26 protein-coding genes are annotated in these 26,590 nt (G+C 59.9%); 10 read left to right on the forward strand and 16 right to left on the reverse strand.

Annotated elements, in window-relative coordinates; translation table 11 throughout:
• Positions 1-86 precede the first annotated feature (86 nt).
• Positions 87-1,286, reverse strand: coding sequence for a tyrosine--tRNA ligase (gene tyrS, locus QRN61_RS00005; protein ID WP_027610745.1), 1,200 nt, complete (start codon positions 1,284-1,286; stop codon positions 87-89).
• Between the two features lie 212 nt (positions 1,287-1,498).
• Here tyrS and QRN61_RS00010 point away from each other — a divergent pair, with 212 nt between their 5' ends.
• Both QRN61_RS00010 and QRN61_RS00015 read left to right on the forward strand, forming a co-directional pair.
• Positions 1,499-2,923, forward strand: a complete 1,425-nt coding sequence (locus QRN61_RS00010) for a peptidoglycan DD-metalloendopeptidase family protein (RefSeq protein ID WP_098965877.1) — start codon at positions 1,499-1,501, stop codon at positions 2,921-2,923.
• Positions 2,924-2,926: 3 nt separating this feature from the next.
• Positions 2,927-4,018: an anhydro-N-acetylmuramic acid kinase gene (locus QRN61_RS00015; RefSeq protein ID WP_135296672.1), complete on the forward strand. Its 1,092-nt coding sequence runs from the start codon at positions 2,927-2,929 to the stop codon at positions 4,016-4,018.
• Between the two features lie 75 nt (positions 4,019-4,093).
• Here QRN61_RS00015 and erpA read toward each other — a convergent pair whose 3' ends face one another.
• Both erpA and argC read right to left on the reverse strand, forming a co-directional pair.
• Complete coding sequence (gene erpA / locus QRN61_RS00020) at positions 4,094-4,444, reverse strand: iron-sulfur cluster insertion protein ErpA (RefSeq protein ID WP_003228776.1); 351 nt, start codon at positions 4,442-4,444, stop codon at positions 4,094-4,096.
• A gap of 168 nt (positions 4,445-4,612) precedes the next feature.
• Positions 4,613-5,647, reverse strand: coding sequence for an N-acetyl-gamma-glutamyl-phosphate reductase (gene argC / locus QRN61_RS00025; protein ID WP_064589472.1), 1,035 nt, complete (start codon positions 5,645-5,647; stop codon positions 4,613-4,615).
• 135 nt (positions 5,648-5,782) lie between these two features.
• On the opposite strand from argC, the gene hemJ reads away from it, so the two are divergent.
• From hemJ to coq7, 6 genes are all read left to right on the forward strand, one after another.
• Positions 5,783-6,211, forward strand: coding sequence for a protoporphyrinogen oxidase HemJ (gene hemJ / locus QRN61_RS00030; protein ID WP_285372948.1), 429 nt, complete (start codon positions 5,783-5,785; stop codon positions 6,209-6,211).
• A 34-nt stretch (positions 6,212-6,245) separates the two neighbouring features.
• Positions 6,246-7,214 (forward strand): NAD(P)H-dependent flavin oxidoreductase, encoded by a 969-nt coding sequence (locus QRN61_RS00035; protein WP_285372949.1) that lies wholly within the window; start codon positions 6,246-6,248, stop codon positions 7,212-7,214.
• A 79-nt stretch (positions 7,215-7,293) separates the two neighbouring features.
• Positions 7,294-8,241: a DUF805 domain-containing protein gene (locus QRN61_RS00040; RefSeq protein WP_103368672.1), complete on the forward strand. Its 948-nt coding sequence runs from the start codon at positions 7,294-7,296 to the stop codon at positions 8,239-8,241.
• 61 nt (positions 8,242-8,302) lie between these two features.
• Entirely contained in the window at positions 8,303-9,091 is a 789-nt protein-coding gene (locus QRN61_RS00045; protein ID WP_027610739.1) for an SDR family NAD(P)-dependent oxidoreductase, read from the forward strand.
• Between the two features lie 80 nt (positions 9,092-9,171).
• Positions 9,172-9,510, forward strand: a complete 339-nt coding sequence (locus tag QRN61_RS00050; protein WP_003228789.1) for a histidine triad nucleotide-binding protein — start codon at positions 9,172-9,174, stop codon at positions 9,508-9,510.
• 197 nt (positions 9,511-9,707) lie between these two features.
• Entirely contained in the window at positions 9,708-10,355 is a 648-nt protein-coding gene (gene coq7, locus QRN61_RS00055; protein ID WP_027610738.1) for a 2-polyprenyl-3-methyl-6-methoxy-1,4-benzoquinone monooxygenase, read from the forward strand.
• Positions 10,356-10,473: 118 nt separating this feature from the next.
• Here the strand turns inward: coq7 and speD are convergent, their stop codons facing one another.
• Entirely contained in the window at positions 10,474-11,268 is a 795-nt protein-coding gene (speD, locus tag QRN61_RS00060; RefSeq protein WP_027610737.1) for an adenosylmethionine decarboxylase, read from the reverse strand.
• A gap of 237 nt (positions 11,269-11,505) precedes the next feature.
• Complete coding sequence (locus tag QRN61_RS00065) at positions 11,506-11,928, reverse strand: OsmC family protein (RefSeq protein WP_285372950.1); 423 nt, start codon at positions 11,926-11,928, stop codon at positions 11,506-11,508.
• Between the two features lie 239 nt (positions 11,929-12,167).
• Here QRN61_RS00065 and crp point away from each other — a divergent pair, with 239 nt between their 5' ends.
• Complete coding sequence (crp, locus tag QRN61_RS00070) at positions 12,168-12,812, forward strand: cAMP-activated global transcriptional regulator CRP (protein ID WP_285372951.1); 645 nt, start codon at positions 12,168-12,170, stop codon at positions 12,810-12,812.
• 10 nt (positions 12,813-12,822) lie between these two features.
• Here the strand turns inward: crp and QRN61_RS00075 are convergent, their stop codons facing one another.
• The 4 genes from QRN61_RS00075 to QRN61_RS00090 all read right to left on the reverse strand — a co-directional run bounded on the left by QRN61_RS00075 (position 12,823) and on the right by QRN61_RS00090 (position 16,140).
• Positions 12,823-13,521, reverse strand: coding sequence for a lipoate--protein ligase family protein (locus QRN61_RS00075; protein WP_285372952.1), 699 nt, complete (start codon positions 13,519-13,521; stop codon positions 12,823-12,825).
• A gap of 134 nt (positions 13,522-13,655) precedes the next feature.
• Entirely contained in the window at positions 13,656-14,492 is an 837-nt protein-coding gene (gene trpC, locus QRN61_RS00080; protein WP_027610735.1) for an indole-3-glycerol phosphate synthase TrpC, read from the reverse strand.
• On the reverse strand, positions 14,489-15,538 hold the full coding sequence (gene trpD, locus QRN61_RS00085) for an anthranilate phosphoribosyltransferase (protein ID WP_003228800.1): 1,050 nt from the start codon (positions 15,536-15,538) through the stop codon (positions 14,489-14,491). Before trpD ends, trpC begins: the two co-directional genes overlap by 4 nt.
• An 8-nt stretch (positions 15,539-15,546) precedes the next feature.
• Positions 15,547-16,140, reverse strand: a complete 594-nt coding sequence (locus tag QRN61_RS00090; RefSeq protein ID WP_047596412.1) for an aminodeoxychorismate/anthranilate synthase component II — start codon at positions 16,138-16,140, stop codon at positions 15,547-15,549.
• Positions 16,141-16,547: 407 nt separating this feature from the next.
• Here QRN61_RS00090 and estP point away from each other — a divergent pair, with 407 nt between their 5' ends.
• Positions 16,548-18,458, forward strand: a complete 1,911-nt coding sequence (gene estP, locus QRN61_RS00095) for an esterase EstP (RefSeq protein ID WP_285372953.1) — start codon at positions 16,548-16,550, stop codon at positions 18,456-18,458.
• Positions 18,459-18,675: 217 nt separating this feature from the next.
• Here estP and trpE read toward each other — a convergent pair whose 3' ends face one another.
• The 7 genes from trpE to QRN61_RS00130 all read right to left on the reverse strand — a co-directional run bounded on the left by trpE (position 18,676) and on the right by QRN61_RS00130 (position 26,545).
• Positions 18,676-20,157 (reverse strand): anthranilate synthase component I, encoded by a 1,482-nt coding sequence (gene trpE, locus QRN61_RS00100; protein WP_285372954.1) that lies wholly within the window; start codon positions 20,155-20,157, stop codon positions 18,676-18,678.
• A gap of 70 nt (positions 20,158-20,227) precedes the next feature.
• Positions 20,228-21,046: a phosphoglycolate phosphatase gene (locus tag QRN61_RS00105; protein ID WP_047296963.1), complete on the reverse strand. Its 819-nt coding sequence runs from the start codon at positions 21,044-21,046 to the stop codon at positions 20,228-20,230.
• Positions 21,043-21,717: a ribulose-phosphate 3-epimerase gene (rpe, locus tag QRN61_RS00110; protein WP_003228808.1), complete on the reverse strand. Its 675-nt coding sequence runs from the start codon at positions 21,715-21,717 to the stop codon at positions 21,043-21,045. The genes QRN61_RS00105 and rpe overlap by 4 nt, the downstream gene beginning before the upstream one ends.
• An 80-nt stretch (positions 21,718-21,797) precedes the next feature.
• Complete coding sequence (locus QRN61_RS00115; RefSeq protein ID WP_285372955.1) at positions 21,798-22,946, reverse strand: iron-containing alcohol dehydrogenase; 1,149 nt, start codon at positions 22,944-22,946, stop codon at positions 21,798-21,800.
• A gap of 276 nt (positions 22,947-23,222) precedes the next feature.
• Entirely contained in the window at positions 23,223-24,047 is an 825-nt protein-coding gene (locus QRN61_RS00120; RefSeq protein ID WP_095137404.1) for an ABC transporter permease, read from the reverse strand.
• A gap of 12 nt (positions 24,048-24,059) precedes the next feature.
• Positions 24,060-25,307 carry an ABC transporter permease gene (locus QRN61_RS00125; protein ID WP_027610728.1) on the reverse strand — a complete coding sequence of 416 codons (1,248 nt, stop codon included), beginning with the start codon at positions 25,305-25,307 and terminating at the stop codon, positions 24,060-24,062.
• A 194-nt stretch (positions 25,308-25,501) separates the two neighbouring features.
• The gene (locus tag QRN61_RS00130; RefSeq protein ID WP_027610727.1) at positions 25,502-26,545 is read right to left on the reverse strand and encodes an ABC transporter substrate-binding protein; all 1,044 of its coding nucleotides are present in this window, start codon (positions 26,543-26,545) and stop codon (positions 25,502-25,504) included.
• Between the last annotated feature and the right edge of the window lie 45 nt (positions 26,546-26,590).

Consider the following 26,590-nt stretch of genomic DNA (forward strand, 5'->3'; position numbering starts at 1 on the left):
TCTCAAGGAGTTTTCCGTTTCGACTGCGCCGGAAGTGGGGCGAATTATAGACTTCTAAAATTCGCCGTCAACCCTTATTTCAAACTTTATTCAGCTTTCAGTGTGATACGTGCAAATGCCTTCTTGCCCGCCTGGCAAACGTGGGTCGCGCCCAGCACATATATAAAGGAGCGATCAACCACCTCGCCATCCACACGCACACCACCAGAAGCCAACAGATCACGCGCCGCTGCCGAGTTCTTCACCAGGCCTGCCTTATTAAGGACGGCCGCAATTGGCATATCTTCAGCAGAGGCCAGTTCGATCTCCGGCAGATCATCCGGCAGTTCGCCATCCTTCATACGATTACCGGCAGCGCGATGAGCATTGGCCGCAGCCTCCTCACCATGGAAGCGCGCGACAATCTCTTCCGCCAACTTGATCTTGATGTCGCGCGGGTTAGCCCCCGCCTCGACATCTGCACGGAAGGCATTGATCTCATCCATCGAACGGAAGCTGAGCAGCTCAAAGTAACGCCACATCAGCGCATCCGGAATCGAAACCAGCTTGCCGTACATCACACCTGGCGCTTCCTGGATACCGACGTAATTGCCCAACGACTTGGACATCTTCTTCACGCCATCCAGACCTTCCAGCAACGGCATGGTCAGAATGCACTGAGCCTCCTGGCCATACCCACGCTGCAGCTCACGCCCCATCAGCAGGTTGAATTTCTGATCGGTACCGCCCAACTCAACATCCGCGCGCAGAGCAACCGAGTCATATCCCTGAACCAGCGGATAGAGAAACTCGTGAATAGCGATCGGTTGGTTGGTGGTGTAACGCTTGTCGAAGTCATCACGCTCAAGCATGCGAGCGACAGTGTATTGCGAAGTCAGACGAATGAAGTCCGCCGGCCCCATCTGATCCATCCAGGTGGAGTTGAAAGCAACTTCGGTTTTCGCCGGATCCAGAATCTTGAACACCTGTGACTTGTAGGTCTCGGCGTTTTCCAAAACCTGCTCGCGAGTCAAAGGGGGACGCGTAGCGCTCTTGCCGCTTGGATCACCGATCATCCCGGTGAAGTCACCAATCAGGAAGATCACCTGATGCCCCAATTCCTGGAACTGGCGCAGCTTATTAATAAGCACGGTGTGACCCAAGTGCAGATCCGGGGCGGTTGGATCGAAACCAGCCTTGATACGCAGCGGCTGGCCGCGCTTGAGCTTCTCGATCAGCTCGGACTCGACCAATAGTTCTTCCGCACCACGTTTAATCAGCGCTAGCTGCTCTTCAACCGACTTCATAACAGACCCGCAAGGCTCAGATTCAAAGGGAACCAACCATACAAGATCGTGCACCAATTACAAGTTTTGCCCGGCGCACGGACACCAATCTGCAGACAGGGTGTCTGTAGACTTGCTTCGGGGATGATTTGGTTATATTTTATACAGTTATTTCATCTTCATCATGTCATTCATCTTTTCCAATTCATCTTTTTTCAAAGTCAAAATTACTTATGACCACTGAACCGTCTAAAGCGCCACCGCTTTACCCGAAGACCCACCTGCTCGCCGCAAGTGGAATCGCCGCCCTTCTCAGCCTGGCGCTCCTGGTATTTCCTTCCAGTGATGTTGAAGCCAAAAAGACGACCCTGAGCCTGGAACTGGAAAGTCCTGCTGAACAACTGACACAAGATCAAGACGCTGCTGACGCGATTCAAGCCACAAATGAGCCAGCAGCCTCACCTTTCGCCCAGATCGAAAACAGCACCGAAGAAACCCCGAAAACCGCTGAAGCCGCACCTGCCCCAGCTCCGGCTGCAGAGAAATCAAAAGCCCCGGGGCACCGCGAAGTCGTCGTCTCCAAAGGCGATACGCTCTCTACATTGTTCGAGAAAGTCGGTCTGCCAGCCGCTGCTGTGCACGAAGTGCTGGCCAGCGACAAACAAGCCAAACAGTTCAGCCAGCTCAAGCACGGCCAGAAGCTGGAGTTCGAACTGAACCCGGAAGGCCAACTGACCAGCCTGCACAGCAAGGTCAGCGATGTCGAAACCATTACCCTGACCAAGAATGACAAGGGCTACGCATTCAACCGCGTAACAGCCAAGCCGACCGTTCGCACGGCTTACGTGCACGGCGTGATCAATAGCTCCCTGTCACAATCCGCTGCCCGTGCAGGCCTGTCCCACAGCCTGACCATGGATATGGCCAGCGTCTTCGGCTACGACGTCGACTTCGCTCAGGACATCCGTCAAGGTGACGAATTCGACGTGATCTACGAGCAGAAAGTGGTCAACGGCAAGGCAGTGGGCACCGGCCCGATCCTGTCTGCGCGCTTCACCAACCGCGGCAAGACCTACACCGCCGTGCGTTACACCAACAAACAAGGCAACAGCAGCTATTACACCGCTGATGGCAACAGCATGCGTAAGGCGTTCATCCGTACTCCGGTGGACTTCGCCCGCATCAGTTCGAAATTCTCCATGGGCCGCAAACACCCGATCCTCAACAAGATCCGCGCCCACAAAGGTGTCGATTACGCAGCGCCACGCGGTACGCCGATCAAGGCTGCCGGCGACGGTAAAGTATTGCTGGCCGGCCGCCGCGGTGGCTACGGCAACACGGTGATCATCCAGCACGGCAACACCTACCGCACGCTGTATGGCCACATGCAAGGCTTTGCCAAAGGCGTGAAAACCGGTGGCAGCGTCAAGCAGGGTCAAGTGATCGGCTACATTGGTACCACCGGCCTGTCCACTGGACCGCACTTGCACTATGAATTCCAGGTCAACGGTGTTCACGTCGACCCACTGGGCCAGAAGCTGCCAATGGCAGATCCGATCGCCAAGTCCGAGCGCGCGCGCTTCCTTGCGCAGAGCCAGCCGCTGATGGCGCGCATGGATCAAGAGAAGGCCACCATGCTGGCTTCGAGCAAGCGCTAAGCCATGGCTCTTTATATCGGCGTGATGTCCGGCACCAGTCTCGATGGGCTGGACATCGCCCTGATCGAGCAGACCTCGGCGATCAAACTGATCGCCACGCATTACATCCCCATGCCTGAAACCCTGCGCGCCGAGCTGCTTGGCTTGTGCGCCAGCGGCCCCGACGAGATTGCCCGCTCGGCGATCGCCCAGCAGCACTGGGTCAAACTCGCTGCACAGGGCATCCATACCCTCCTCGATCAGCAGCAACTAAAGCCTGAGGCCATTCGTGCAATCGGCAGCCATGGCCAGACCATTCGTCATGAGCCCGCTCGTGGCTTCACTGTGCAAATCGGCAATCCCGCACTCCTGACAGAGCTGACCGGCATCACCGTGGTCAGCGACTTCCGCAGCCGCGACGTGGCTGCTGGCGGTCAGGGTGCCCCGCTGGTACCAGCCTTCCATGAGGCTTTGTTCGAAGAGCGTAACGGTAACCGTGCAGTCCTGAATGTCGGCGGTTTCAGCAATCTCAGTCTGATAGAACCGACCAGGCCTGTAGCCGGTTTCGACTGCGGCCCTGGGAATGTGCTGATGGATGCCTGGATTCATCAGCAACGCGGCGAGAACTATGATCGCAACGGCCAGTGGGCAGCCACCGGCACGGTCGAGCCAGTCTTGCTGAAAGCTCTGCTCGGCGACCCGTTCTTCGTGACCAAAGGCCCGAAGAGCACTGGCCGGGAAGTGTTCAACCTGCCGTGGCTGGAGCACCACCTCTCAAGTTTGCCGAGCTTCGCTGCTGAAAACGTTCAGGCAACGCTGCTCGAACTGACGGCGCAGACCATCGTCGAGTCGCTGCAAAGCGCTCAATCCGATACGCGGGAAATGTTGGTCTGCGGCGGCGGCGCTCACAACGCTACGCTGATGAAACGTCTTGCCGACCTGCTGCCTAACGCCACCGTCGCCAGCACCGCCACTCACGGCGTCGATCCGGACTGGGTCGAGGCAATGGCCTTCGCCTGGCTGGCCCATTGCTGCCTCGAAGGCATTGCCGCCAATCGCCCGAGCGTCACCGGCGCCAAAGGCCTGCGGGTACTCGGCGCCATCTATCCCAACTGAATAAAACGCCAGCAACAAAAAACGCCGCAGAACCGTAAGGCTCTGCGGCGTTTTGTTGTGCGCAGCGAGGTGCGATCAGATCGAGAACGAAGAGCCGCAACCACAGGTCGTGGTGGCGTTCGGGTTCTTGATCACGAAGCGCGAACCTTCCAGACCTTCCTGATAGTCCACTTCGGCACCCGCCAGGTACTGGAAACTCATCGGATCGACCACCAGACTCACGCCTTCGCGCTCGACGATGGTGTCGTCCTCGGCCACATCCTCATCGAAGGTGAAGCCGTACTGAAACCCTGAACAACCGCCGCCCGTAACGAATACGCGCAGCTTCAAGCGATCATTCCCCTCTTCATCGACCAGGCTCTTCACCTTGTGCGCAGCACCTTGGGTGAATTGCAAAGCCGTGGGGGTGAAGGATTCGACGCTCATGCTGACTATCTCCCGGCGTTACGCCGCCATAATGCGTGATGACGCGCATTATCCGCTTGTCCTAGAAAATCGGTCAACTATTGTTACGGTATATCAATAAACCCGACCAACTGCCCAGAATGCAAAAAGGCCCGTTTGACGGGCCTTTTTGCTGTGTTGCCGAACGTGTTACGGCAGCATACCGGCGTGGGAGAGGCCGAAGCGCTCATCCAGGCCGAACAGAATGTTCATGTTCTGCACCGCCTGACCCGACGCGCCTTTGACCAGGTTGTCGATCACCGACAGCACCACCACCAGATCACCATCCTGCGGACGATGCACAGCGATGCGGCAGACGTTGGCGCCACGTACGCTGCGGGTTTCCGGATGGCTACCGGCCGGCATCACGTCGACGAACGGCTCGTTGGCATAACGCTTTTCGAACAGTGCCTGCAGATCCACCGAACGATCAACCACGGTCGCGTAGAGCGTGGAATGAATGCCACGAATCATCGGGGTCAGGTGCGGGACGAAGGTCAGACCGACATCCTTACCGGCAGCGCGACGCAGACCCTGGCGAATTTCCGGCAGATGACGGTGACCTTTCACCGCGTAAGCCTTCATGCTTTCCGACGTCTCGGAATACAGCGAGCCTACAGCTGCGCCACGACCGGCACCGCTGACGCCGGATTTGCAGTCGGCGATCAGACGCGAAGTATCAGCCAGACCCGCTTCAAGCAGTGGCAGGAAACCCAACTGTGTGGCGGTTGGATAGCAACCCGGTACGGCGATCAGACGCGCCTTCTTGATCTGCTCGCGATTGACTTCCGGCAGGCCGTAGACCGCCTCGTCCAGCAACGCCGGCGCACCGTGTGGCTGTCCGTACCATTTGGCCCATTCTTCAGCGTCCTGCAACCGGAAGTCCGCTGACAGGTCGATGACCTTGGTGCCCGCAGCCAGCAGTTCACCGGCCAACGCATGGGCAACGCCGTGCGGGGTTGCGAAGAACACCACATCGCAAGCGCCAAGGGTTTTGATGTCCGGCACGCTGAACGCCAGGCCGTCGTAGTGGCCGCGCAGGTTCGGGTACATGTCAGCCACGGCCAGACCGGCCTCGGATCGGGAAGTGATCACCACCACTTCTGCCTGCGGATGCTGTGCCAACAGACGCAGCAGTTCGACACCGGTGTAACCCGTGCCGCCGACGATACCGACCTTGACCATAAACCTGCCCTCAACGAACCCACTGGAAAGCCGTCGATAATAGGGGCCGCGCGCCCCTGCGACAACCATCAAGGTGACGTGCGGACGCTCAAGCCTCTACTATCCCGGCTACCGTGAACCTGGGAATAACCAAAAATGCTCTATCTGTGGATCAAAGCGTTTCACATCGTCAGCGTCGTCTGCTGGTTTGCCGGGCTGTTCTACTTGCCGCGGCTGTTCGTTTATCACGCGCAAAGTGAAGACGCGATCAGCAAGGAACGCTTCAGCCTCATGGAGCGCAAGCTGTATCGCGGCATCATGGGCCCGGCGATGATCGCCACGCTGATCTTCGGCGGCTGGCTCATCTACCTCAATCCGGGCATCTTCAGCATGGACGGCTGGATTCACGCCAAGTTGACCCTGGTGGTGCTGCTGATCGGCTACCACCACATGTGCGGCGCGCAGGTAAAACGCTTCGCCCGTGGCGAGAACACCCGCAGCCATGTCTTTTATCGCTGGTTCAATGAAGTGCCGGTTCTGATATTGCTGGCTATCGTAATTCTGGTCGTGGTCAAGCCGTTCTAACTTCATAACAGCATCACACCTCGGGGGATTTCCAATGTCGCTGCCCGCTTTGCTCGAACAACGTCTGCGCTTGCCGATAGTGGCGGCGCCGATGTTCCTGATCTCCAACCCGGAGCTGGTGCTCGCCTGCTGCCGTAACGGCGTGGTTGGCAGCTTCCCGGCGCTGAACCAGCGTGAAAGCAGCGGCTTCAAGGCCTGGCTGGAGGAGATTGAAGCGGGCCTGGCGACACTGGACAACCCGGCGCCGTATGCAGTGAACCTGATCGTGCACAACAGCAATCCGCGCCTGCAGGCGGATCTGAACATCTGCGTCGAGCATAAGGTGCCGATTGTCATCACCAGCCTCGGCGCAGTGAAGGAACTGGTCGATGCCGTGCACAGCTATGGTGGACTGGTGTTCCACGACGTGACCACGCGCCGGCATGCCGAGAAAGCCGCCGAAGCCGGAGTCGACGGCTTGATCGCCGTCGCGGCGGGCGCCGGCGGCCATGCCGGCACCTGGAGTCCGTTTGCACTGATCGCCGAGATCCGTGAGTTCTTCGATAAAACCCTGTTGCTTGCCGGATGTCTTAACCACGGCCATGAGATTTTGGCCGCACAGCTGCTCGGCGCGGATTTGGCCTACTTCGGTACGCGATTTATCGGCACCACCGAAAGTCATGCGCCTGACGCCTATAAGGACATGCTGCTGACGGCCAAGGCGGCGGACATCATTCATACTCCTGCAGTCTCCGGAGTACCGGCCAGCTTCATGCGTCAAAGCCTGGAGGCGGCGGGTTTCGACATGGCCGCGCTGCAAGGCAAGGGCGAAGTCAATTTCGGTGACAAGCTCAAACCGATCAACGATGAAGCCAAGGCCTGGAAGACCGTGTGGTCGGCCGGCCAGGGCGTAGGCCAGATCGACGACCTGCCGAGCGTCGACCAGTTGATCGCCCGGCTCGACGCGGAATATCGTCAGGCGCTGGAACGCGTGGCGCAATTGCCCAAACGCTGGCCGCGCTGAGAAAAATCAGGCCAGTGATCGACCGACTGGCCTTACACTTGCTGACTTTCAATTGATTCGCGACAAGGATGCCCCGACCATGAGCGAACCTCGCTACAAGATCGTTTTCGACGGTGCTCTACAGCCCGGTGTCGATCTCACCACCGCCAAGCTCAATCTGGCGGCCCTGTTCAAAAGCGATGTTGCCGCCATCGAGCGCCTGTTCAACGGCAGCACCGTCGCTCTCAAACGCGACCTGACCCACAGCGATGCGCAGACTTATCTGCAAGCACTGAGCAAGACCGGGATCGACGCACGGATCGAAAGCGAAACGGCGATCGAACTGAGTCTGTCAGACGTGCATGAACAACCGGCGACTTTCAACGAACCCGCATCACCCTATGCGCCACCTCGGGCCAATGTCGGCGAAAACCTGCCAGCATTCGCAGTGCTCAAGCCCTTCAGCGTCGAAGGCCGGATCGGTCGCCTGCGGTTTCTGGCCTGGACGATGGTGCTGAGTCTGGTGACTCTGCCGATCGTGGGCATATTCGCCCTGCTCGCTCTCGGACTGGTCAGTGGCGACTCCACCACCGGCCTGATCATTGGCGGGATATTCGCGTTCTTCCTGTTCCTCGGCTTCATCATTGTCAGCATTCTGTTCAGCGTACAGCGCCTGCACGATATCGGCTGGTCCGGCTGGCTGTGGCTGCTGAACCTGGTGCCGTTCGTGGGCAGCTTCTTCCCGCTGGTGATCATGGTCGTGCCGGGCAACACCGGCGCTAACCGCTACGGCCCGCCACCGCCACCCAACAGCACCGCGGTCAAAGTGCTGTGCTCGTTGTGGATCGTGTTCTTCGCCCTGGTATTTGCCGGTGGCATGCTCGGCGGTATCTCGGCGATCCAGCAGGAATACGAAAGCAACCTTGAGAGCAGCTACGAAAGCGGCTCGGTCACTACCGATGAAGTCGAGGTCGAGACTGAACCGGCGAATTCCGTGGACGATGCAGCCGAAGCGGCCCCGGCCCCTGTAGACTCTGCGAAAGAATGAACAACGCTCCCCGCCGTGACACCTGCGTCGCTGGCGCGGAGCTGTTGCGATGGAGAATTGCATGACCCGTTACGCTCTGATCACTGGCGCCTCCAGTGGCATCGGCCTGGCCATGGCTGAAGCGCTGGCCCGGCGCGGCCGCAGCCTGATTCTGGTGGCCCGCCAGCGTGATCAGCTGGAAAGTATCGCGATCGAACTGACCCAGCGCTTTGGCGTGGAGGTGTTGTTCCGCGCCTGCGACCTGGGCGAGCCATTGCGCTTGTCCGGCTTCCTGCTGGAACTGGAAGAAGGCGACCGGCAGATCGATCTGCTGGTCAATTGCGCCGGCATCGGCACCTGCGGCCCGTTCCTCGCCCAGGACTGGATGACCGAGCAGGATCTGATCGAAGTCAACATCCTCGCCCTCACCCGCCTGTGCCACGCCATCGGCAACAGCATGGCGCTGCAGGGCGGCGGACAGATCCTCAACGTCGCCTCGGTGGCGGCGTTCAATCCCGGCCCGTGGATGAGCACTTACTACGCCAGCAAGGCTTACGTATTGCACTTCTCCGAAGCGCTGCGGGTTGAACTGAAACAGAGCGCGGTCAAAGTCTCGGTACTTTGCCCCGGCCCGACCCGCACCGCATTCTTCCGCACCGCGCAGCTCAACAGCGACAAACTCAAGGACAGCAAACTGCTGATGAGTCCCGAGGAAGTCGCGCTGTACACCGTGCGTGCACTGGAGAAAAACCGCGCCATCATCATTCCGGGACGACGCAACCGGTGGCTGGCCTTCCTGCCACGCCTCGGCTCGCGCTGGCTCAATCGCACCATCGTCGGCATGGTCAACAAGGCTTACTGCCCGCGCTGAACTGTCCTACGGCAAAACACTGGGCGGGGGCATTTCCCATGCGTACACTCAGGCCAGCCCCCACAACGGAGAAAACAGCAGTGGATACTCTGTTCACCAAGATCATCAACCGGGAGATCCCGGCCAAGATCATTTACGAGGACGACCAGGTTCTGGCGTTCCACGACATCGCCCCTCAGGCACCGGTGCATTTTCTGGTGATCCCGAAGAAACCGGTGCGCACCCTCAACGACCTGACCGAAGACGACAAGGCACTGGCCGGGCACATCCTGTTCACTGCCCAGCGTCTGGCGCTGGAGCTGGGCTGCGAGGAAGGCTTCCGGGTGGTGATGAACTGCAATGAAAAAGGTGGCCAGACCGTCTATCACATTCATATGCACGTACTTGGTCAGCGCCAGATGAACTGGCCGCCGGGCTGATTCACTGCATCCGCCCCTGTAGGAGCGGGCTTGCTCGCGAAAGCGGAGCGTCTGGCATTGATATTCTGAAGGTGCCGGCGCCTTCGCGAGCAAGCCCGCTCCCACCAAAAGCATGACCGCGTGGCAAATGACCCAGCGCAAACCTTCCCCGGCCGATTCGGTTAAACTGGCGGTCGAGATTTTTCCCGGAGGTCAGCATGACTACCCAACGTCACTACTCGCCGATTGACCGTCTTCTGCTGCAAGCCGATGCCGCGATGCGCACTCTGCTGCCCTTCAGTGGCCAGCCGTACCGTCCGTCGCCAGCCATTGTGCAGCCGGATGTGCAGATGAGCGATGAAGACACCCGCCACGTCGCCGGCCTGATGCGCATCAACCACACCGGTGAGGTCTGCGCCCAGGCGCTGTATCAGGGCCAGGCGCTGACCGCCAAGTTGCCGCAGGTGCGTGCTGCCATGGAGCATGCCGCCGAAGAAGAAATCGATCATCTGGTGTGGTGCGAGCAGCGCATCCATCAGCTGGGCAGTCACACCAGCGTGCTCAATCCGCTGTTCTACGGGATGTCGTTCGGCATTGGCGCCGTGGCCGGTCTGATCAGCGACAAGGTCAGCCTTGGTTTCGTCGCGGCTACCGAGCATCAGGTGTGTAAGCACTTGAACGAGCACCTGGAACAATTGCCGGCCGAGGACGAGAAGTCCCGGGCGATTCTGGAACAGATGCGCATTGATGAAGAGCATCATGCGGAGAGCGCACTGGATGCGGGCGGTTTCCGTTTTCCGGCGCCGGTGAAGTTCGGGATGAGTCTGTTGGCAAAGGTGATGACCAAGAGTACTTATCGGATCTGAGATCTGTATTGCCACAAAGGGCCTCTTCGCGAGCAAGCCCGCTCCCACAGGGTTCTGTTTTTCGGCAATAAAAAAGGCGACTACCGCACGGTAGTCGCCTTTTTTGTGCCCGGGAATCTTACGCTGGCATGTTGCGCGCGTAGAAGATTTCCAGCATTTCGTGTTTCACACGCTCGGTCACCTGAGCACGCTGCTCGGAGGACAGGTTGCTGGTGGCGTCGCCGAACAGGTAGTTATCCAGTTCGAAGTTCTTCAGCAGCATTTTGGTGTGGAACAGGTTTTCCTGGTACACGTTCACGTCGGTCATCTGGTACGCGTCGCGAGTGTCTTCGGAAAGGTAGTTCTGGATCGAGTTGATCTCGTGGTCGATGAAGTGCTTGTTGCCTTCAACGTCACGGGTGAAGCCGCGCACACGGTAATCCACAGTCACGATGTCCGAATCGAACTGGTGAATGAGGAAGTTGAGCGCTTTAAGCGGTGAAATGACACCACAGGTCGACACGTCGATGTCCACACGGAACGTCGCAATACCGGCGTCCGGATGGATTTCCGGATAGGTATGCACCGTGATGTGACTCTTGTCGAGGTGGGCAAGGATGATTTCGGGCAATGGACCCGGGGACTCTTCGATCTGGCTGTCAGTCGGGGTCACCGGCTCTTCCGAGATCAGAATCGTGACGCTGGCACCCTGAGGCTCATAGTTCTGACTCGCGATGTTCAGAATGTTGGCACCAATGATTTCGACAACTTCCGTGAGGATCTGCGTCAGGCGTTCGGCGTTGTACTCTTGATTGATGTACTCGACGTAAGCCTGCTGGTCTTGCGGGGTTTCCGCGTAGCAGATGTCATAGATGTTGAAGCTCAAGGTCTTTGTCAGGTTATTGAACCCGTGGAGCTTGAGTTTGCTTTTCACCGTTAAAAACTCTCTATGTATGCGGCGCAGCCGCGTGATCAAGCATGCCCGTCAAGTGCGAACAACGCACCTGCGTAGGACGGTTAACACCTCTTCGCGATGGCGATTTTGGTTATCTGTTCAGGCGGACGATCCGTCGGTTGACCGATCACTGCCCTGAAAAAAGTGGCGCATTATGCAGACGTCAGCGAGGGATCGCCAGAGTCTGCACTGCTTTTATGATAGTTGAATGTCGATTCAACCGAGCTCGACGATTTCATAATCGTGAGTGATCGCCACGCCGGCCGCGCCGAGCATGATCGAGGCCGAGCAATACTTCTCGGCAGACAGTTCGATGGCGCGCTTGACCTGGGCTTCTTTCAGGCCACGGCCCTTGACCACGAAGTGCATGTGGATCTTGGTGAACACCTTCGGATCTTCGATCGCGCGCTCGGCTTCGAGGAACGCTTCGCAGCTTTCAACCGCCTGACGCGACTTCTTCAGGATGCTGACCACGTCGAAGTTGCTGCAACCGCCAACGCCCAGCAGGAGCATTTCCATCGGGCGAACACCCAGATTACGACCACCGGCGTCCGGTGGTCCGTCCATGACCACAACATGACCGCTACCGGATTCGCCGAGGAACATGGCTTCGCCAGCCCATTGGATGCGTGCCTTCATCGCCAAGACTCCACTGTAGAAAAAAGGGTCGCCAGCTTAGCACAGGCCTTTGCTCTGGCAGCGCCCGGCGTTCCTAGGACGGATGCCTCAGCTGCGTAGGTAATTTCTCGAATTTTCGACGAAGTGTCTGGTAAGCTGGCGCCAATTCGCTGGCGCCAATTGTCAGCCTGTGTAGCGACCGCCTTCAGCGCCTCATAAAAAAACCAAACATCACCGTGCAGTCTTTTCGGGATACAACCATGGTTGCTATTACCCCCACACCCAAAATCAAGAACCTCGACAAGCTCTTGATGCATTGCCAGCGCCGTCGCCATGCGGCCAAGAGCAACATCATCTGCGCCGGCGATCGCTCGGACACGCTGTACTTCATCATCAAGGGCTCGGTCACGATCCTGATCGAAGATGACGACGGTCGGGAAATGATCATCGCCTACCTCAACGGCGGGGACTTCTTCGGCGAGCTGGGTTTGTTCGAGCAGGCGGGCCAGGAACAGCAACGCAGCGCCTGGGTGCGGGCCAAGGTCGAATGCGAAATCGCCGAAATCAGCTACGTGAAGTTCCGCGAATTGTCGCAGCAGGATCCAGACATTCTTTACGTCCTCAGCGGACAAATCGCGCAGCGTCTGCGCAATACCACGCGCAAGGTCGGCGACCTGGCGTTCTTCGACGTTACCGGTCGCGTAGCCCGCTGCCTGCTGGAGCTGTGCAAACAGCCTGATGCGATGACGCACCCGGACGGCATGCAGATCAAGGTAACCCGTCAGGAAATCGGCCGAATTGTCGGTTGTTCGCGGGAGATGGTCGGTCGCGTGCTCAAGGATCTTGAAGAACGCAACCTGGTCGATGTGAAAGGCAAGACCATGGTGGTCTTCGGTACGCGCTAAGCGCGCAAAATCAGACGCTGTAGACCTGCGTCAGCATCAGACGAAACAGCTCATCCAGACGCGCCAAAGCCGTTGGCGCGACGAACTTCTCATGCAGGGCGATATGGCTTTCGGCGCGCACCCGTTGCTCCAGACCGCAAGCCTCGTTGAAGCGATTGACCGCCGCAACCATCGACTCGCGCTCGTTATCCATCAGCATCGCCCCGTGCACCAGGCCCACCGGACGCTGACCACCCTGACTCTGGCGCCAGCGCTGAGCGGTGCCGACCATCTTGCGGCCGTCGAGATTGACGTTGAAACGACCGTCGCAGAACGCGCCGTCGATTTCGCCCAACGACGACACACCGCCCAACTCATCGAGCAATTCACAGATCGGATCACACAGGCGCCGGTAACCGGTTTCGATGCGGTTCAGATCGCCCTCGCTGCGGGGCGGGGCGTAGACCAAGGCGATGTTGATGGTTGAAGCGGATTGCGGGACCGGTTCACCGCCGGTTTCCCGCAGCAAGACTGGCCAACCGGCAGCAGCGGAGACTTCGCAGGCGTGTTCGAATCCGGGCAGACGATTGAGGCGGCGCGGCATGACCAACGCGCGATCGCTGGGTTGCCAGAACAGCAGGCCGAATTCGGCGTCGCCGGCGCAGACGGAAGCGAGCAAGTCTTGTTCGGCTTGCAGGCCGGCTTCGATGGGGAGGCAAACTGGAGTCATAAAGAAATCCGTTAGACGAGCAGTCTGTAGTGAATCTTATGACCCCTTCGCGAGCAGGCTCGCTCCCACATCAAGAATACATTTCCTGTGGGAGCGAGCCTGCTCGCGAAAGGGGCGACTCGGTCTGAAGCAGATCAGTCGAGGGTCGAACCACTGACCGGAACGCCGCGCTCCGGGAAGAACAGGCGCTGCAGTTCGGTGCCCGGGCTTTCCGCGCGCATGAACGCTTCGCCGACCAGGAACGCATAAACGTCGCTGATTTCCATCAACTCGACATCGGCACGGTTGAGGATGCCGCTCTCGGTAATCACCATACGGTCGCGCGGGATGCGCGGCAGCAGGTCGAGGGTGGTTTCCAGGCTGACGTCGAAGGTGTGCAGATTGCGGTTGTTGACCCCGACCAGCGGCGTGTCGAGGGTTTTCAGTGCGCGTTCCAGCTCATCGTCGTCGTGCACTTCCACCAGCACGTCGAGACCGACGCCTTTGGCGACCGAGGCCAACTCAGCCATTTTCACGTCGTCCAGTGCGGAGACGATCAACAGCACGCAGTCGGCGCCCAGTGCGCGGGCTTCGACGATCTGGTACGGATCGATCATGAAGTCCTTGCGGATTACAGGCAGTTTGCACGCGGCGCGGGCCTGTTGCAGGTAGGCATCGGCGCCCTGGAAGTAGTCGATATCGGTCAGTACGGACAGACAGGTCGCACCGCCCTTCTCGTAGCTCTTGGCAATGTCGGCAGGCACGAAGTTCTCGCGGATCACGCCCTTGCTCGGCGAAGCTTTCTTGATTTCAGCGATGACCGCCGGCTGCTTCTTCTTGGCCTGCGCCAGCAATGCCTGGGCAAAACCACGGGGTGCATCGGCCGCCTTGGCCAGACTTTCCAGCTCGCTCAGGCTGACGCGAGCGCTGCGCTCGGCGACCTCCTGGACTTTGCGCGCCAGAATGTTTTCCAGAACCGTCGGTACACTCATCCCTCATTCTCCACTTTGAATACCGCGGTAAAGGCACCCAACTCCTCGAGTTTTTCCCGAGCAAGACCGGTGTGCAGTGCGTCGTGCGCAAGCGCCACGCCTTCTTTGAGACTGGTCGCCAGGTCAGCGGCATACAGCGCCGCACCGGCATTGAGCACTATCATTTCGGCAGCTTTCTGGCCGTTTTCGGTCTTGCGCTTGCCCAGCGCATCGCGGATCAGCGCCAACGACGCTTCCGGACCTTCGACCGACAGACCGTGCAGGCTCTGGCTCTTCATGCCCAGATCTTCCGGCTCGACCCAATACTCAGTGATCTCGTTGTTCTTCAGTTCAGCGACGAAGGTCGGCGCGGCAAGACTGAATTCGTCCAGACCATCCTTCGAATGCACCACCAGCACATGTTTGCTGCCCAGGCGCTGCAAGACTTCGGCCAATGGCCGGCACAGCGCAGGGGTAAACACGCCCACCACCTGATGTTTGACACCGGCCGGATTCGTAAGCGGGCCGAGCATGTTGAACAGCGTACGCAAGCCGAGATCGCGGCGCGGGCCGGCGGCGTACTTCATGGCTTTGTGGTGAGTCTGGGCAAACATGAAACCGATGCCGACGTTGTCGATGCAACGGGCGACCTGCACCGGCGTCAGGTTCAGGTAGATGCCGGCGGCTTCGAGCAAGTCGGCGCTGCCGCTCTTGCCAGATACTGCGCGGTTGCCGTGCTTGGCCACGGTGCAACCGGCTGCTGCGACGACGAACGCGGACGCGGTCGACACGTTGAAAATATTCGCACCGTCACCGCCGGTACCGACCACGTCGACCACGCCGTCGAGGGTCTTGAGTTCGACCTGATCGGCCAGCTCACGCATCACCGAAACGGCGCCGACGATTTCGTCGATGCTCTCGCTCTTCATGCGCATGGCCATCATGAATGCGCCGATCTGCGCTTCGGTGCATTGGCCGGTCATGATTTCGCGCATCACGTCGCGCATTTCTTCGGTGCTGAGGTCGAGGTGTTCGACGATACGGCTCAGGGCTGTCTTGATGTTCATGGGAGTCCTTAGCGCGTGCCGCCGGTTTGTTTGAGGAAGTTGGCAAACAGTTCATGGCCCTGCTCGGTCAGGATCGATTCAGGGTGGAACTGCACGCCCTCAATGTTCAGGGTCTTGTGCCGCAGGCCCATGATTTCGTCGACTGAACCATCATCGTGCTGCGTCCACGCGGTCAGCTCAAGGCACTCGGGCAAAGTATCGTGCTTGACGATCAGCGAGTGGTAGCGGGTAACCGTCAGCGGATGATTCAGACCGGCGAAAACGCCCTTGTCCTCATGGAATACCGGGCTAGTCTTACCGTGCATCACCTGACGGGCACGCACCACATCGCCGCCGAACGCTTGGCCAATCGATTGATGGCCGAGGCAGACGCCGAGGATCGGCAGTTTGCCGGCGAAATGCTTGATGGCTTCAATGGAAATGCCGGCTTCGGTCGGCGTGCACGGGCCTGGCGAGACCACGATGCGCTCGGGGTTGAGCGCTTCGATTTCGGCGACGGTCAGTTCGTCGTTGCGCACCACTTTGACCTCGGCACCCAGCTCGCCGAGGTACTGCACAACGTTGTAAGTAAAGGAGTCGTAGTTGTCGATCATCAGCAACATGGCGTTTCGAACCTCTTGAATTCTGACTTGAAGACAGCCTTCGAATGACTTGCCCGCAGGGCGCTGCACGATGTCGGACGCGCAGGTGACGTCGGCACAGCGGCATTTCAAACGGGTAAGGAAGGCAAAGCGATACAGATCCGGCCGGGCCGGCAGAAAAGATTCAGGCGCGCCAACGCCAACGGGCGTGTGCCTTGATGACTTGATCCAGAAGTTTGCTGACGATCAACACGGGGAAGGTCTCGTTCATACGTTCCGGCACAGTAACTTAGCTGGACGGAGCGTGCAATATGGCGGGGCTGACGGGGGACAAAACTAAGGGAGGCTTCGCGACCGATGGCAAAACGCCGGGAGTTTTTGGTACTGTCGTTTCGTTCACCTACAACAATAAATAAACGGACTTGCTCATGATCAAACAGACGTTGTTTGTACCGCTCGCCGGTTGCCTGCTCGCCATGGCTTGCGCCCAGGCCTACGCAGCACCCGCTCCCTATTCGAACTTCATCGTGTTCGGCGACAGCCTGAACGATGCCGGGACCTTCAAGGACAGCGGCGGCCCGGCCGGTGCCACGCAGCGCTACACCAACCGCACCGGCCCGCTGTACAAGGATGGCACCGGGGAAAACCGCGACCTCAACGCCACCCAGATCATCGGCGGCAAACTCGGTTTCAGCCCCGATCAGACCGCCTCCTCGTCATCGGCCGTGCGTGCCGGTGAAGGTCTGGCCGATGGCAACAACTGGGCGGTGGGCGGTTACCGTACCGACCAGATCCTCGACTCGATCACCACGCAGTCCGCCACCGGCGAACGCACCCGCAGCGGTTACCTGCCGTCGAACGGCTTCCGTGCCGATCCGAACGCGCTGTATTACCTGTCCGGGGGCGGCAATGACTTCCTTCAGGGCCGCGTACTCAGCCTTGATCAGGCCAGCTCGGCGGCCGATCGCCTGGCCGACAGCGCTCGCACGCTGCAAGGCGCCGGCGCCAAATACATCATGGTCTGGCTGCTGCCGGACATCGGCCTGACCCCGGCCATCAACGGCTCGCCGCTGCAGGGCTTCACCTCGCAGCTCAGCGCCCAGTTCAACACCGAACTGGTCAGGCAGTTGCAGGGCATCAACGCCGAAATCATTCCGCTGAACATTCCGGTGCTGCTCAAAGAAGCCTTCGCCAACCCGGCGCAGTTCGGCCTCGCGACCGACCAGAACCTGACGGCCACCTGCTTCAGCGGCAACAGCTGCCCCGAGAACGCCAAATACGGCATCAACAGCGCCACGCCGGATCCGACCAAGCTGATCTACAACGACGCAGTGCACCCGACCGAAGCCGGCCAGCGCCTGATTGCCGACTACGCCTATTCGCTGCTGGCCGCCCCTTGGGAGCTGACCTTGCTGCCGGAAATGGCCCAAGGTTCGTTGCGCGCGCATCAGGATGAACTGCGCAATCAATGGCTGGCCGACTGGGAAAACTGGCAAGCCGTGGGCCAATGGCGCGCCATCGTGGCTGGCGGCGGTCAACATCAGGATTTCGACGGCCAGCACAGCGCCGCCAGTGCCGATGGCAACGGCTACAACCTGAACATCGGCGGCAGCTATCGCGTCAACGAAGCCTGGCGTGTAGGTCTGGCCGCGGGCCTCTACCACCAGAAACTCGAAGCCGGCGACGCCGATTCGGAATACAAGCTCAACTCCTACATGGGCACCGCGTTCGCCCAGTACCAGCAAAACCGCTGGTGGGGCGACCTGGCGATGACCGCCGGCAAACTCGACTACGACAGCCTCAAGCGTAAATTCCAGCTTGGGGTCAACGAGCGCGGAGAGAAAGGCGATACCGACGGTTACGTGCTGGCGATCAGCGGCCGCCTCGGCTACGACATCGCGCAGCAGGCCAGCAGCCCGTGGCACCTGTCGCCGTTCGTCAGCGCCGATTTTGGCAAGACCGAAGTGGATGGTTACTCGGAAAAAGGCGCGGATTCCACAGCGCTGACCTTCGATGACCAGTCGCGCAACTCGCGGCGCCTGGGCCTGGGGATCCAGGGCAAGTACCAGATCACCGCGCAGACCGAAGTCTTCGGCGAGTTCGCTCACGAACGTGAGTACAACGATGACCGTCAGGATCTGACCATCAACCTCAACAGCCTGCCGAACAATCGCTTCACGCTCGAAGGCTACGAGCCGCAGACCAACCTCAATCGCCTGAACCTGGGCGTGAGCCACAAGCTCACGCAGGATCTGGCGTTGCGCGCCAGCTACAACGTGCGCAAGGATGATGACTTTACCCAGCAGGGGGTTAATGTCGGGGTCAGTCTCGATTTCTGAGGTTGAAAAGCAAAAGATCGCAGGCTGCGCCAGCTCCTGCAGGGTTAGCGCAGGCATAAAAAACGCGGCGTCCTAATGGGCGCCGCGTTTTTTTATGGCTGAACACAAAGTCCATGTGGGAGCGAGCCTGCTCGCGAAGCGGAGTATCAGCTGACTTCTATAGCGACTGGCACGCCCACTTCGCGAGCAGGCTCGCTCCCACAGGAGACAATGTGGATCAGGCGTCCGGGGTTTGCTCGGCCAATGCCACGGCACGGAACATTGCGCCGCGCTTGTTCAGGGTTTCTTCCCATTCGAGCGCCGGCACCGAGTCGGCGACGATGCCGCCACCGGCCTGCACGTGCAGTTCACCGTTCTTGATCACCGCGGTACGAATCGCAATCGCGGTGTCCATATTGCCGTTCCAGGCGAAGTAACCGACCGCCCCGCCATACACGCCACGCTTGACCGGTTCCAGCTCGTCGATGATTTCCATCGCACGGATCTTCGGCGCGCCAGACAAGGTGCCCGCCGGCAGAATCGCCCGCAGCGCGTCCATCGCGGTCAGCCCGGCCTTCAACTGGCCGGTGACGTTGGAGACGATGTGCATCACGTTGGAATAACGCTCGATGACCATTTTCTCGGTGAGCTTCACCGAACCGATTTCCGAAACCCGACCGGTGTCGTTACGACCGAGGTCGATCAGCATCAAATGCTCGGCGATCTCTTTGTCGTCCGACAGCAGATCTTCTTCCAGCGCCAGATCCGCTTCCTCGGTGGCGCCACGCGGCCGCGTACCGGCAATCGGGCGCACGGTGATCAGGTTGTCTTCGACCCGCACCAGCACTTCCGGCGAACTGCCAACGACGTGGAAATCGCCGAAGTTGAAGAAGTACATGTACGGCGTCGGGTTGAAGCAACGCAGGGCACGATACAGATCGATTGGCGCGGCCTTGAAGTCGATCGACATGCGCTGCGACGGCACCACCTGCATGCAGTCGCCCGCGAGGATGTATTCCTTGATGGTGTCGACGGCTTTTTCGTAATCGTCCTGAGTAAAACTGGAGCGGAATACCGGGTCAGCCGCTTGTTGCTTGCTGAAATCCAGGCCACGGCGCGGGGTGATCGGCTGGCGCAGTTTCTCCAGCAGTTCCTGCAATTGCGCCTGCCCCTGCTCGTAAGCATCGGCTTGCGCCGGGTCAGCGAGGACAATCGCGTGCATCTTGCCGGCGAGGTTGTCGAACACCACTACCGCATCGGACACCATCAGCAGAATGTCCGGCACGCCCAGCGGATCCGGGTTCGGGCATTTGCCCAGACGTTTCTCGACATAACGCACACAGTCATAACCGAAGTAACCGACCAGGCCACCGTTGAAACGCGGCAGACCGGCGATGGTCGGCACGTTGTAGCGGGCCTTGAAGGTTTCGACGAAAGCCAGCGGGTCTTCGACGTCATGGCTTTCGGTCTCGACGCCATCGACGGTGATGCTCACGTGATGGTCGTGCACCCGCAGCACGGTGCGGCACGGCAGGCCGATGATCGAGTAACGACCCCATTTCTCACCACCCTGCACCGATTCGAGCAGGTAGGAGTTTGGCTGGTCGGCCAGTTTCAGGTAGATCGACAGCGGGGTGTCGAAGTCGGCCAGGGTTTCGCAGGCCAACGGAATGCGGTTGTAGCCGTCAGCGGCCAAGCGCAGGAATTCTTCGCGGATCATGAGGTGCCTCGTGGTGTGAGGTGCTAACAGTCAGGTGTGCAAACGCGCCGGCAAGCCGGCCAGGCATCAGTCAGGCGCGCCAACGCCAGCGGGCCAGGGCCTTGATGACTTTCATCCAGAGTTTGCGGGTGACCACCACGATGGCGTTTCCAGAATGGGATTGAGAAGCGTCGGGCAACGTTATCTCAGCGGCTGTACCGAGGCAACCGGGAATTAGCTTGCGCAGATCGTCGATCACCAGTGCCGGGGATTCTTCGGCAATCGGGCGGCCGTGGTTGTAGCCGTAGCTCAGCGCCACGCACTTGACCCCCGCCGCTTTCGCCGCCAGCACGTCGCTGCGCGAATCGCCGACGAACAGCGATTGCGAGGCCGGGATGTTGGCCATTTTCATCACGAAGAACAGCGCGGCCGGGTCAGGCTTCTTTTGCGGCAGGGTGTCGCCGCCGATGATCCACTTGAAGTAGCGGCCGATCTTCATCTGATCCAGCAGCGGCGCGACAAAACGCTCCGGCTTGTTGGTGATCAATGCCATGGCCACGCCCTGTTTGTGCAGCCATTTGAGAGTGTCGCGTACGCCGGGATAGACCACGGTCAACTCGTGGCTCGCGCCATAGGCTTCCATGAATACTTCCAGCGCGTGCTCGGCTTCGACGTCATCCACCGCCGAATGATCGATGCCGCCGGCCAGCGCCCGGCGCACCAGCACCGGTGCGCCATTGCCGACCCACTCGCGTACCGCCTCGATGCCGGCGGGCTTGCGGCCGAGGGAGAGCAGCATGGTGTCCACCGCCGCCGCCAGGTCGGGAACCGAGTCGATCAACGTGCCATCCAGATCGAACATCACCAACCGTGGCAGTTGCCCCGGGAACAGCTGCTCAAAACCGCTCATGGGCGCGCCAGCGCCAGTTCGGAACGCATCTTGTCGATGACTTCCTGATAGTTCGGCGCATTGAAGATTGCCGAGCCGGCCACAAAGGTGTCAGCGCCAGCGGCCGCGATTTCACGGATATTGTTGACGTTGACGCCGCCGTCGATTTCCAGACGGATGTCGCGCCCCGAAGCATCAATGATCGCCCGCGCTTCGCGCAGTTTGTCGAGGGTGCCAGGAATGAACTTCTGCCCGCCGAAGCCCGGGTTGACGCTCATCAGCAAGACCATGTCGACCTTGTCGATCACGTACTTGAGCACGTCCAGCGGGGTCGCCGGGTTGAACACCAGGCCGGATTTGCAGCCGCCTTCACGGATCAGTTGCAGCGAACGATCGACGTGCAGCGTGGCTTCCGGGTGGAAAGTGATGTAGGTCGCGCCGGCCTCGATGAAGTCGCCAACGATGCGATCCACCGGGCTGACCATCAGGTGCGCGTCGATCGGCGCGGTGATGCCGTACTTGCGCAGTGCCGCGCAAACCATCGGGCCGATGGTCAGGTTCGGCACGTAGTGGTTGTCCATGACATCGAAGTGGACGAAGTCGGCACCGGCGGCCAGAACATTGTCCACTTCTTCGCCGAGGCGGGCGAAGTCGGCGGAGAGAATCGACGGAGCAATTACGAAGGGCTGCATGACGCACCTTTTCTGAGCTAAATCACGATGGCGCGCATTGTATACCTCAAGTTTCCGTGCGCGCACCGTGACCGCGATGATCAGTACGCCGCTCGGTAGATCTTCTCGATATCCGCAGCGCTGAGCTTGCGCGGGTTGTTGCGCATCAAACGCTCGATTCCCGCGGCCTCCATGGCCATGGCCGGGATCGCCTCTTGCGGAACGCCAAAACTGCGCAGCCCGGCCGGAATTTCCACCGCCGCGCACAGTTCGGTCATTGCCTGCACGGCTTTGTCCGCCGCCTCGGTGGCGCTCAGATGCGCGGTCTTCACCCCCATGGCCTCGGCGACATCCTGCATGCGCTCGACGCAGGCCATCTTGTTCCAGGTCATGACGTACGGCAGCAACAACGCGTTACTGACGCCATGGGCGATGTTGAAGCGCCCGCCCAACGGATAGGCCAACGCATGCACCGCGCCGACTCCGGCATTGCCGAACGCCATCCCGGCCATCAGGCTGGCGGTGGCCATGTCCTCACGGGCCTGCAGATTGGCGCCATTGGCATAGGCCTTGGGCAGCGACCTGGCAATCAACCTGATTGCGCCGAGCGCCAGCGAATCGGTGATCGGCGAAGCGTTGACCGACAGATAGGATTCGATGGCATGCACCAGCGCATCGACGCCACTGGCGGCGGTGACGCTGCGCGGGCAGGTCAGGGTCATTTGCGGACTGACCAGCGCCACGTCCGGCAACAGATAATCGCTGACGATGCCTTTCTTCAGTTGCGCGACCTTGTCGGAAAGAATGGCGACGTTGGTCACTTCCGAGCCGGTGCCGGCGGTGGTCGGGATGGCGATCAGCGGCGGGCCTTTGCGCGGCACCTGATCAACGCCGAACAGGTCTTCCAGCGCGCCGTGGTATCCGGCATACGCGGCGACACTCTTGGCGATATCGATGGCACTGCCGCCGCCGAGACCGATCAAGCCGTCATGCCCGCCCTCGCGATACACGCGCATGCAATCTTCGACGATGGCGATTTCCGGGTCCGGCAGCACCCGATCAAAAATCTCGTACTCGCGCCCGCCCAATTGGCACAGCGCCAGCTCCACGGTGCCGGACTTGACCAGCGCGGCGTCGGTGACGATCAGCGGGTTGTCGATATCGAGGCGGGTGAGTTCGGCGGCCAGTTGCTCGATGGCCCCGGCGCCGGTGATCAGTTTGTGAGCGATTTTGAACTGGGACAGACTCATCGTGCGCAGCCTCTTATAGATGTGGGAGCTGAGCACAAGCGTAGTTGAGGGTTTCGGGTTGTCTGGTATTCAGTTGGTGAATAATCAGGAGCAAAAGCCCCTCACCCTAACCCTCTCCCGTAGGGAGAGGGGACTGACCGAGCTGCACTCTCGAAGTCCATCGACGTGCAATACCGAGTCGAACTCAGATTCTGAACAGCATGAAGATCTGCCCCCTTTCCCCCTCGCCCCCTTGGGGGAGAGGGCTGGGGTGAGGGGTGGCTTTTGATCTGGGCGTCAGACCTGCGCGGTACGCAGTTTTTCGCTGCGACCACGCAGCCATTCCAGGGTCAGCAGCAGAATGACGGAAAAAGCGATCAGCAAGGTTGCCGCCGCCGCAATCGTCGGGCTGAGGTTCTCGCGGATCCCGCTGAACATCTGCCGTGGCAGAGTCGCTTGCTCGGGGCCGGCGAGGAACAGCGTCACTACCACCTCATCGAACGACGTCGCGAAGGCAAAAAGCGCCCCGGAAATCACCCCCGGTGCAATCAGCGGCAAGGTCACCCGGCGGAACGCCGTCAGTGGCGATGCACCAAGACTCGCCGCAGCGCGTACCAGATTGTGGTTGAACCCCTGCAACGTCGCCGACACGGTGATGATCACGAACGGCACACCGAGCACCGCGTGCACCACGATCAACGAGAAGAAGCTGTTGCCCAGCCCCAGCGGCGCGAAGAACAGATAACTCGCCACACCAATGATCACCACCGGCACCACCATCGGCGAAATCACCAGCGCCATCACCAGGGATTTGCCGGGGAAGTCGCCACGTGTCAGGCCGATCGCCGCCAGCGTGCCGAAGACCATCGCCAGTACCGTGGCCGCCGGGGCGACGATGATGCTGTTCTTCAGCGCGCGCATCCACTCTGCCGAAGCGAAGAAGTCGTGATACCACTGCAGCGAAAAGCCCTGCAGCGGATACACCAGGAAACTGCCCGAGTTGAACGACAGCGGCACGATGACCAGTACCGGCAGAATCAGGAACAGCAGGATCAGGCCGCAGAGGATCCGCAAGCTGTAGAACCACACCCGTTCGATGGGCGACATGTAAGGACTCAGCATTTCAAATTCCCCTTAGCTCAGGCGCAGGCGACTGGCGCCCACCAGCCAGCTGTAGATCAGATAAAGCACCACGGTCGCCAGCAGCAACAAGCCGCCCAGCGCAGTGGCCATGCCCCAGTTGATGCTGGTGTTGGTGTAGAACGCGACGAAGTAGCTGACCATCTGATCGTTCGGGCTGCCGAGCAGCGCCGGGGTGATGTAGTAGCCGATGGCGAGGATGAACACCAACAGGCAACCGGCGCCGACGCCGGCATAAGTCTGCGGGAAATACACCCGCCAGAAACTGGCGAACGGATGGCAGCCCAGCGAGATGGCGGCGCGCATGTAGGTTGGCGAGATGCCTTTCATCACGCTGTAGATCGGCAGAATCATGAACGGCAGCAGAATGTGCACCATCGAGATGTAGACCCCGGTGCGGTTGAACACCAGCTCCAGCGGCTTATCGATGATGCCCATCGCCATCAGTGCGCTGTTGATCAGTCCACCCGATTGCAGCAACACGATCCACGCCGCGACCCGCACCAGAATCGAGGTCCAGAACGGCAGCAGCACCAGAATCATCAGCAGGTTGCTCTGCCGTGATGGCAGGTTCGCCAGCAGGTAGGCCAGTGGATAGGCGAGGAGCAGGCAGATCACGGTGATGATCAGGCCCATCCAGAACGTGCGGGCGAAGATGTCGAGGTAGATCGCCTGATCCGGGGTGGCCGGGGCCAGTTCGCCGAGATCATCGATACGGTGATCCACCGCCGCCAGCAGGTAGTAAGGCGTGATGCTGCTGGTGTTGCGTTTGACCGCTTGCCAGTAGGCCGGATCGCCCCAACGCTCATCGAGCGCTTCGAGGGCTTCTTTATAGGAGGCCGGTTCGCTGGCGAAGGGCAGCGCCCGGGCGGTTTTGGTCAGCAGGCTGCGATAGCCGGCCAACTCCATGTTCAAGCGCTTGGACAGATCGCCCAGCGTCTGGTTTTTGCGGGCTTCGGCGAGATCTTCGCCGGCCGCTTTGTACACCGGTTCAGCGGGCAGGCCACGGCCGTCCCAACTGGCGATGGCCGCCACGGTGCGCGGCATGCCGCCGACCACTTCCGGGTTGCCGACGCTTTTGTAGAGCAGCGCCACGATCGGCACCAGAAACACCAGCAACAGAAACAGCACCAGCGGCGCAATCAACGCCTGGGCCTTCCAGCGGTTGACCCGCTCGGCGCGCTTGAGCTTCTGCTTCAAGGTGGGGCTGGCGCCCTCGTTCAGGGGAACGGCGATGGCCATGACGTACTCCGCAAATCTTTGATCGTTACAGAGGTGGCGAACCACCTCTGTTGTGTTGAAACACAGCTACCTGTGGGAGCGAGCCTGCTCGCGAAGAGGCCAGCACATTCAACATCTATGCTGGTTGATCTACCGCTTTCGCGAGCAGGCTCGCTCCCACAGGGGTAGGCAAGCCCACCATCACCAGGCCTTGCTTATTTCGCAGCCCAGGAATTGAAGCGCTGCTCCAGTTGCTCGCCGTTGTCAGCCCAGAAGCTGACGTCGATCTGCACCTGGTTGGCGATGTTTTCCGGGGTGGTTGGCATGTCTTTCAGCACGTCCTTGCTCAGCAGCGGTACGGCTTGGGTGTTGGCCGGGCCGTAGGCGATGTTTTCCGAGTAGGTCTTCTGTTGCTGCGGCTGAACCGAGTAGGCGATGAATTTCTTCGCCGCTTCGGCGCGCTTGGCGTCCAGACCTTTCGGGATGGCCCACGCATCGAAGTCGTAGATGCCGCCGTTCCACACCACTTTCAGGTTGGATTCTTTCTGCACGGCGGCGATGCGACCGTTGTAGGCCGAGCTCATGACCACGTCACCGGAAGCAAGGTATTGCGGTGGTTGCGCGCCGGCTTCCCACCACTGAATGCTCGGCTTGAGTTCATCGAGTTTCTTGAACGCGCGATCCTGCCCTCCCTTGCTCGCCAGCTCTTTATAAACGTCCTTCGGTGCAACACCGTCGGCCATCAGCGCGAATTCCAGGGTGTACTTGGCGCCTTTGCGCAGGCCACGCTTGCCCGGGAATTTCTTGGTGTCCCAGAAATCGGCCCAACTGGTTGGCGCGGTTTTCAGCTTGTCGGCGTTGTACGCGAGCACGGTCGACCAGACGAAGAAGCCCACGCCGCATGGCTGAATCGCGCCTTTGACGTAGTCTTCAGTCTTGCCGAACAGCGCCGGGTCGAGCTGTTCGAACATGTCTTCATCGCAACCACGGGACAGCTCTGGCGATTCGACTTCCACCAGATCCCACGACACGCTCTTGGTGTCGACCATGGCTTTGACCTTGGCCATTTCGCCGTTGTACTCGCCGGCAACGATCTTACCGTTGCCCGCCGCTTCCCACGGTGCGTAGAAGGCTTTGACTTGCGCCGCCTTGTTCGCCCCGCCAAACGACACCACAGTCAGATCGGGACCGGCGGCCATAGCGCTGGCCGCACCCATCAGGCCCAGGGTCAGGGCGGTGAACTTCAGGGATCTCAACATTTATTGTTCTCTCCACGTGCAGGGTTGGTGTTGGTATTGCCGGGG

Source organism: Pseudomonas sp. lyk4-TYG-107 (assembly GCF_030209055.1).
GTDB classification, from domain to species: Bacteria; Pseudomonadota; Gammaproteobacteria; order Pseudomonadales; family Pseudomonadaceae; genus Aquipseudomonas; species Aquipseudomonas putida_A.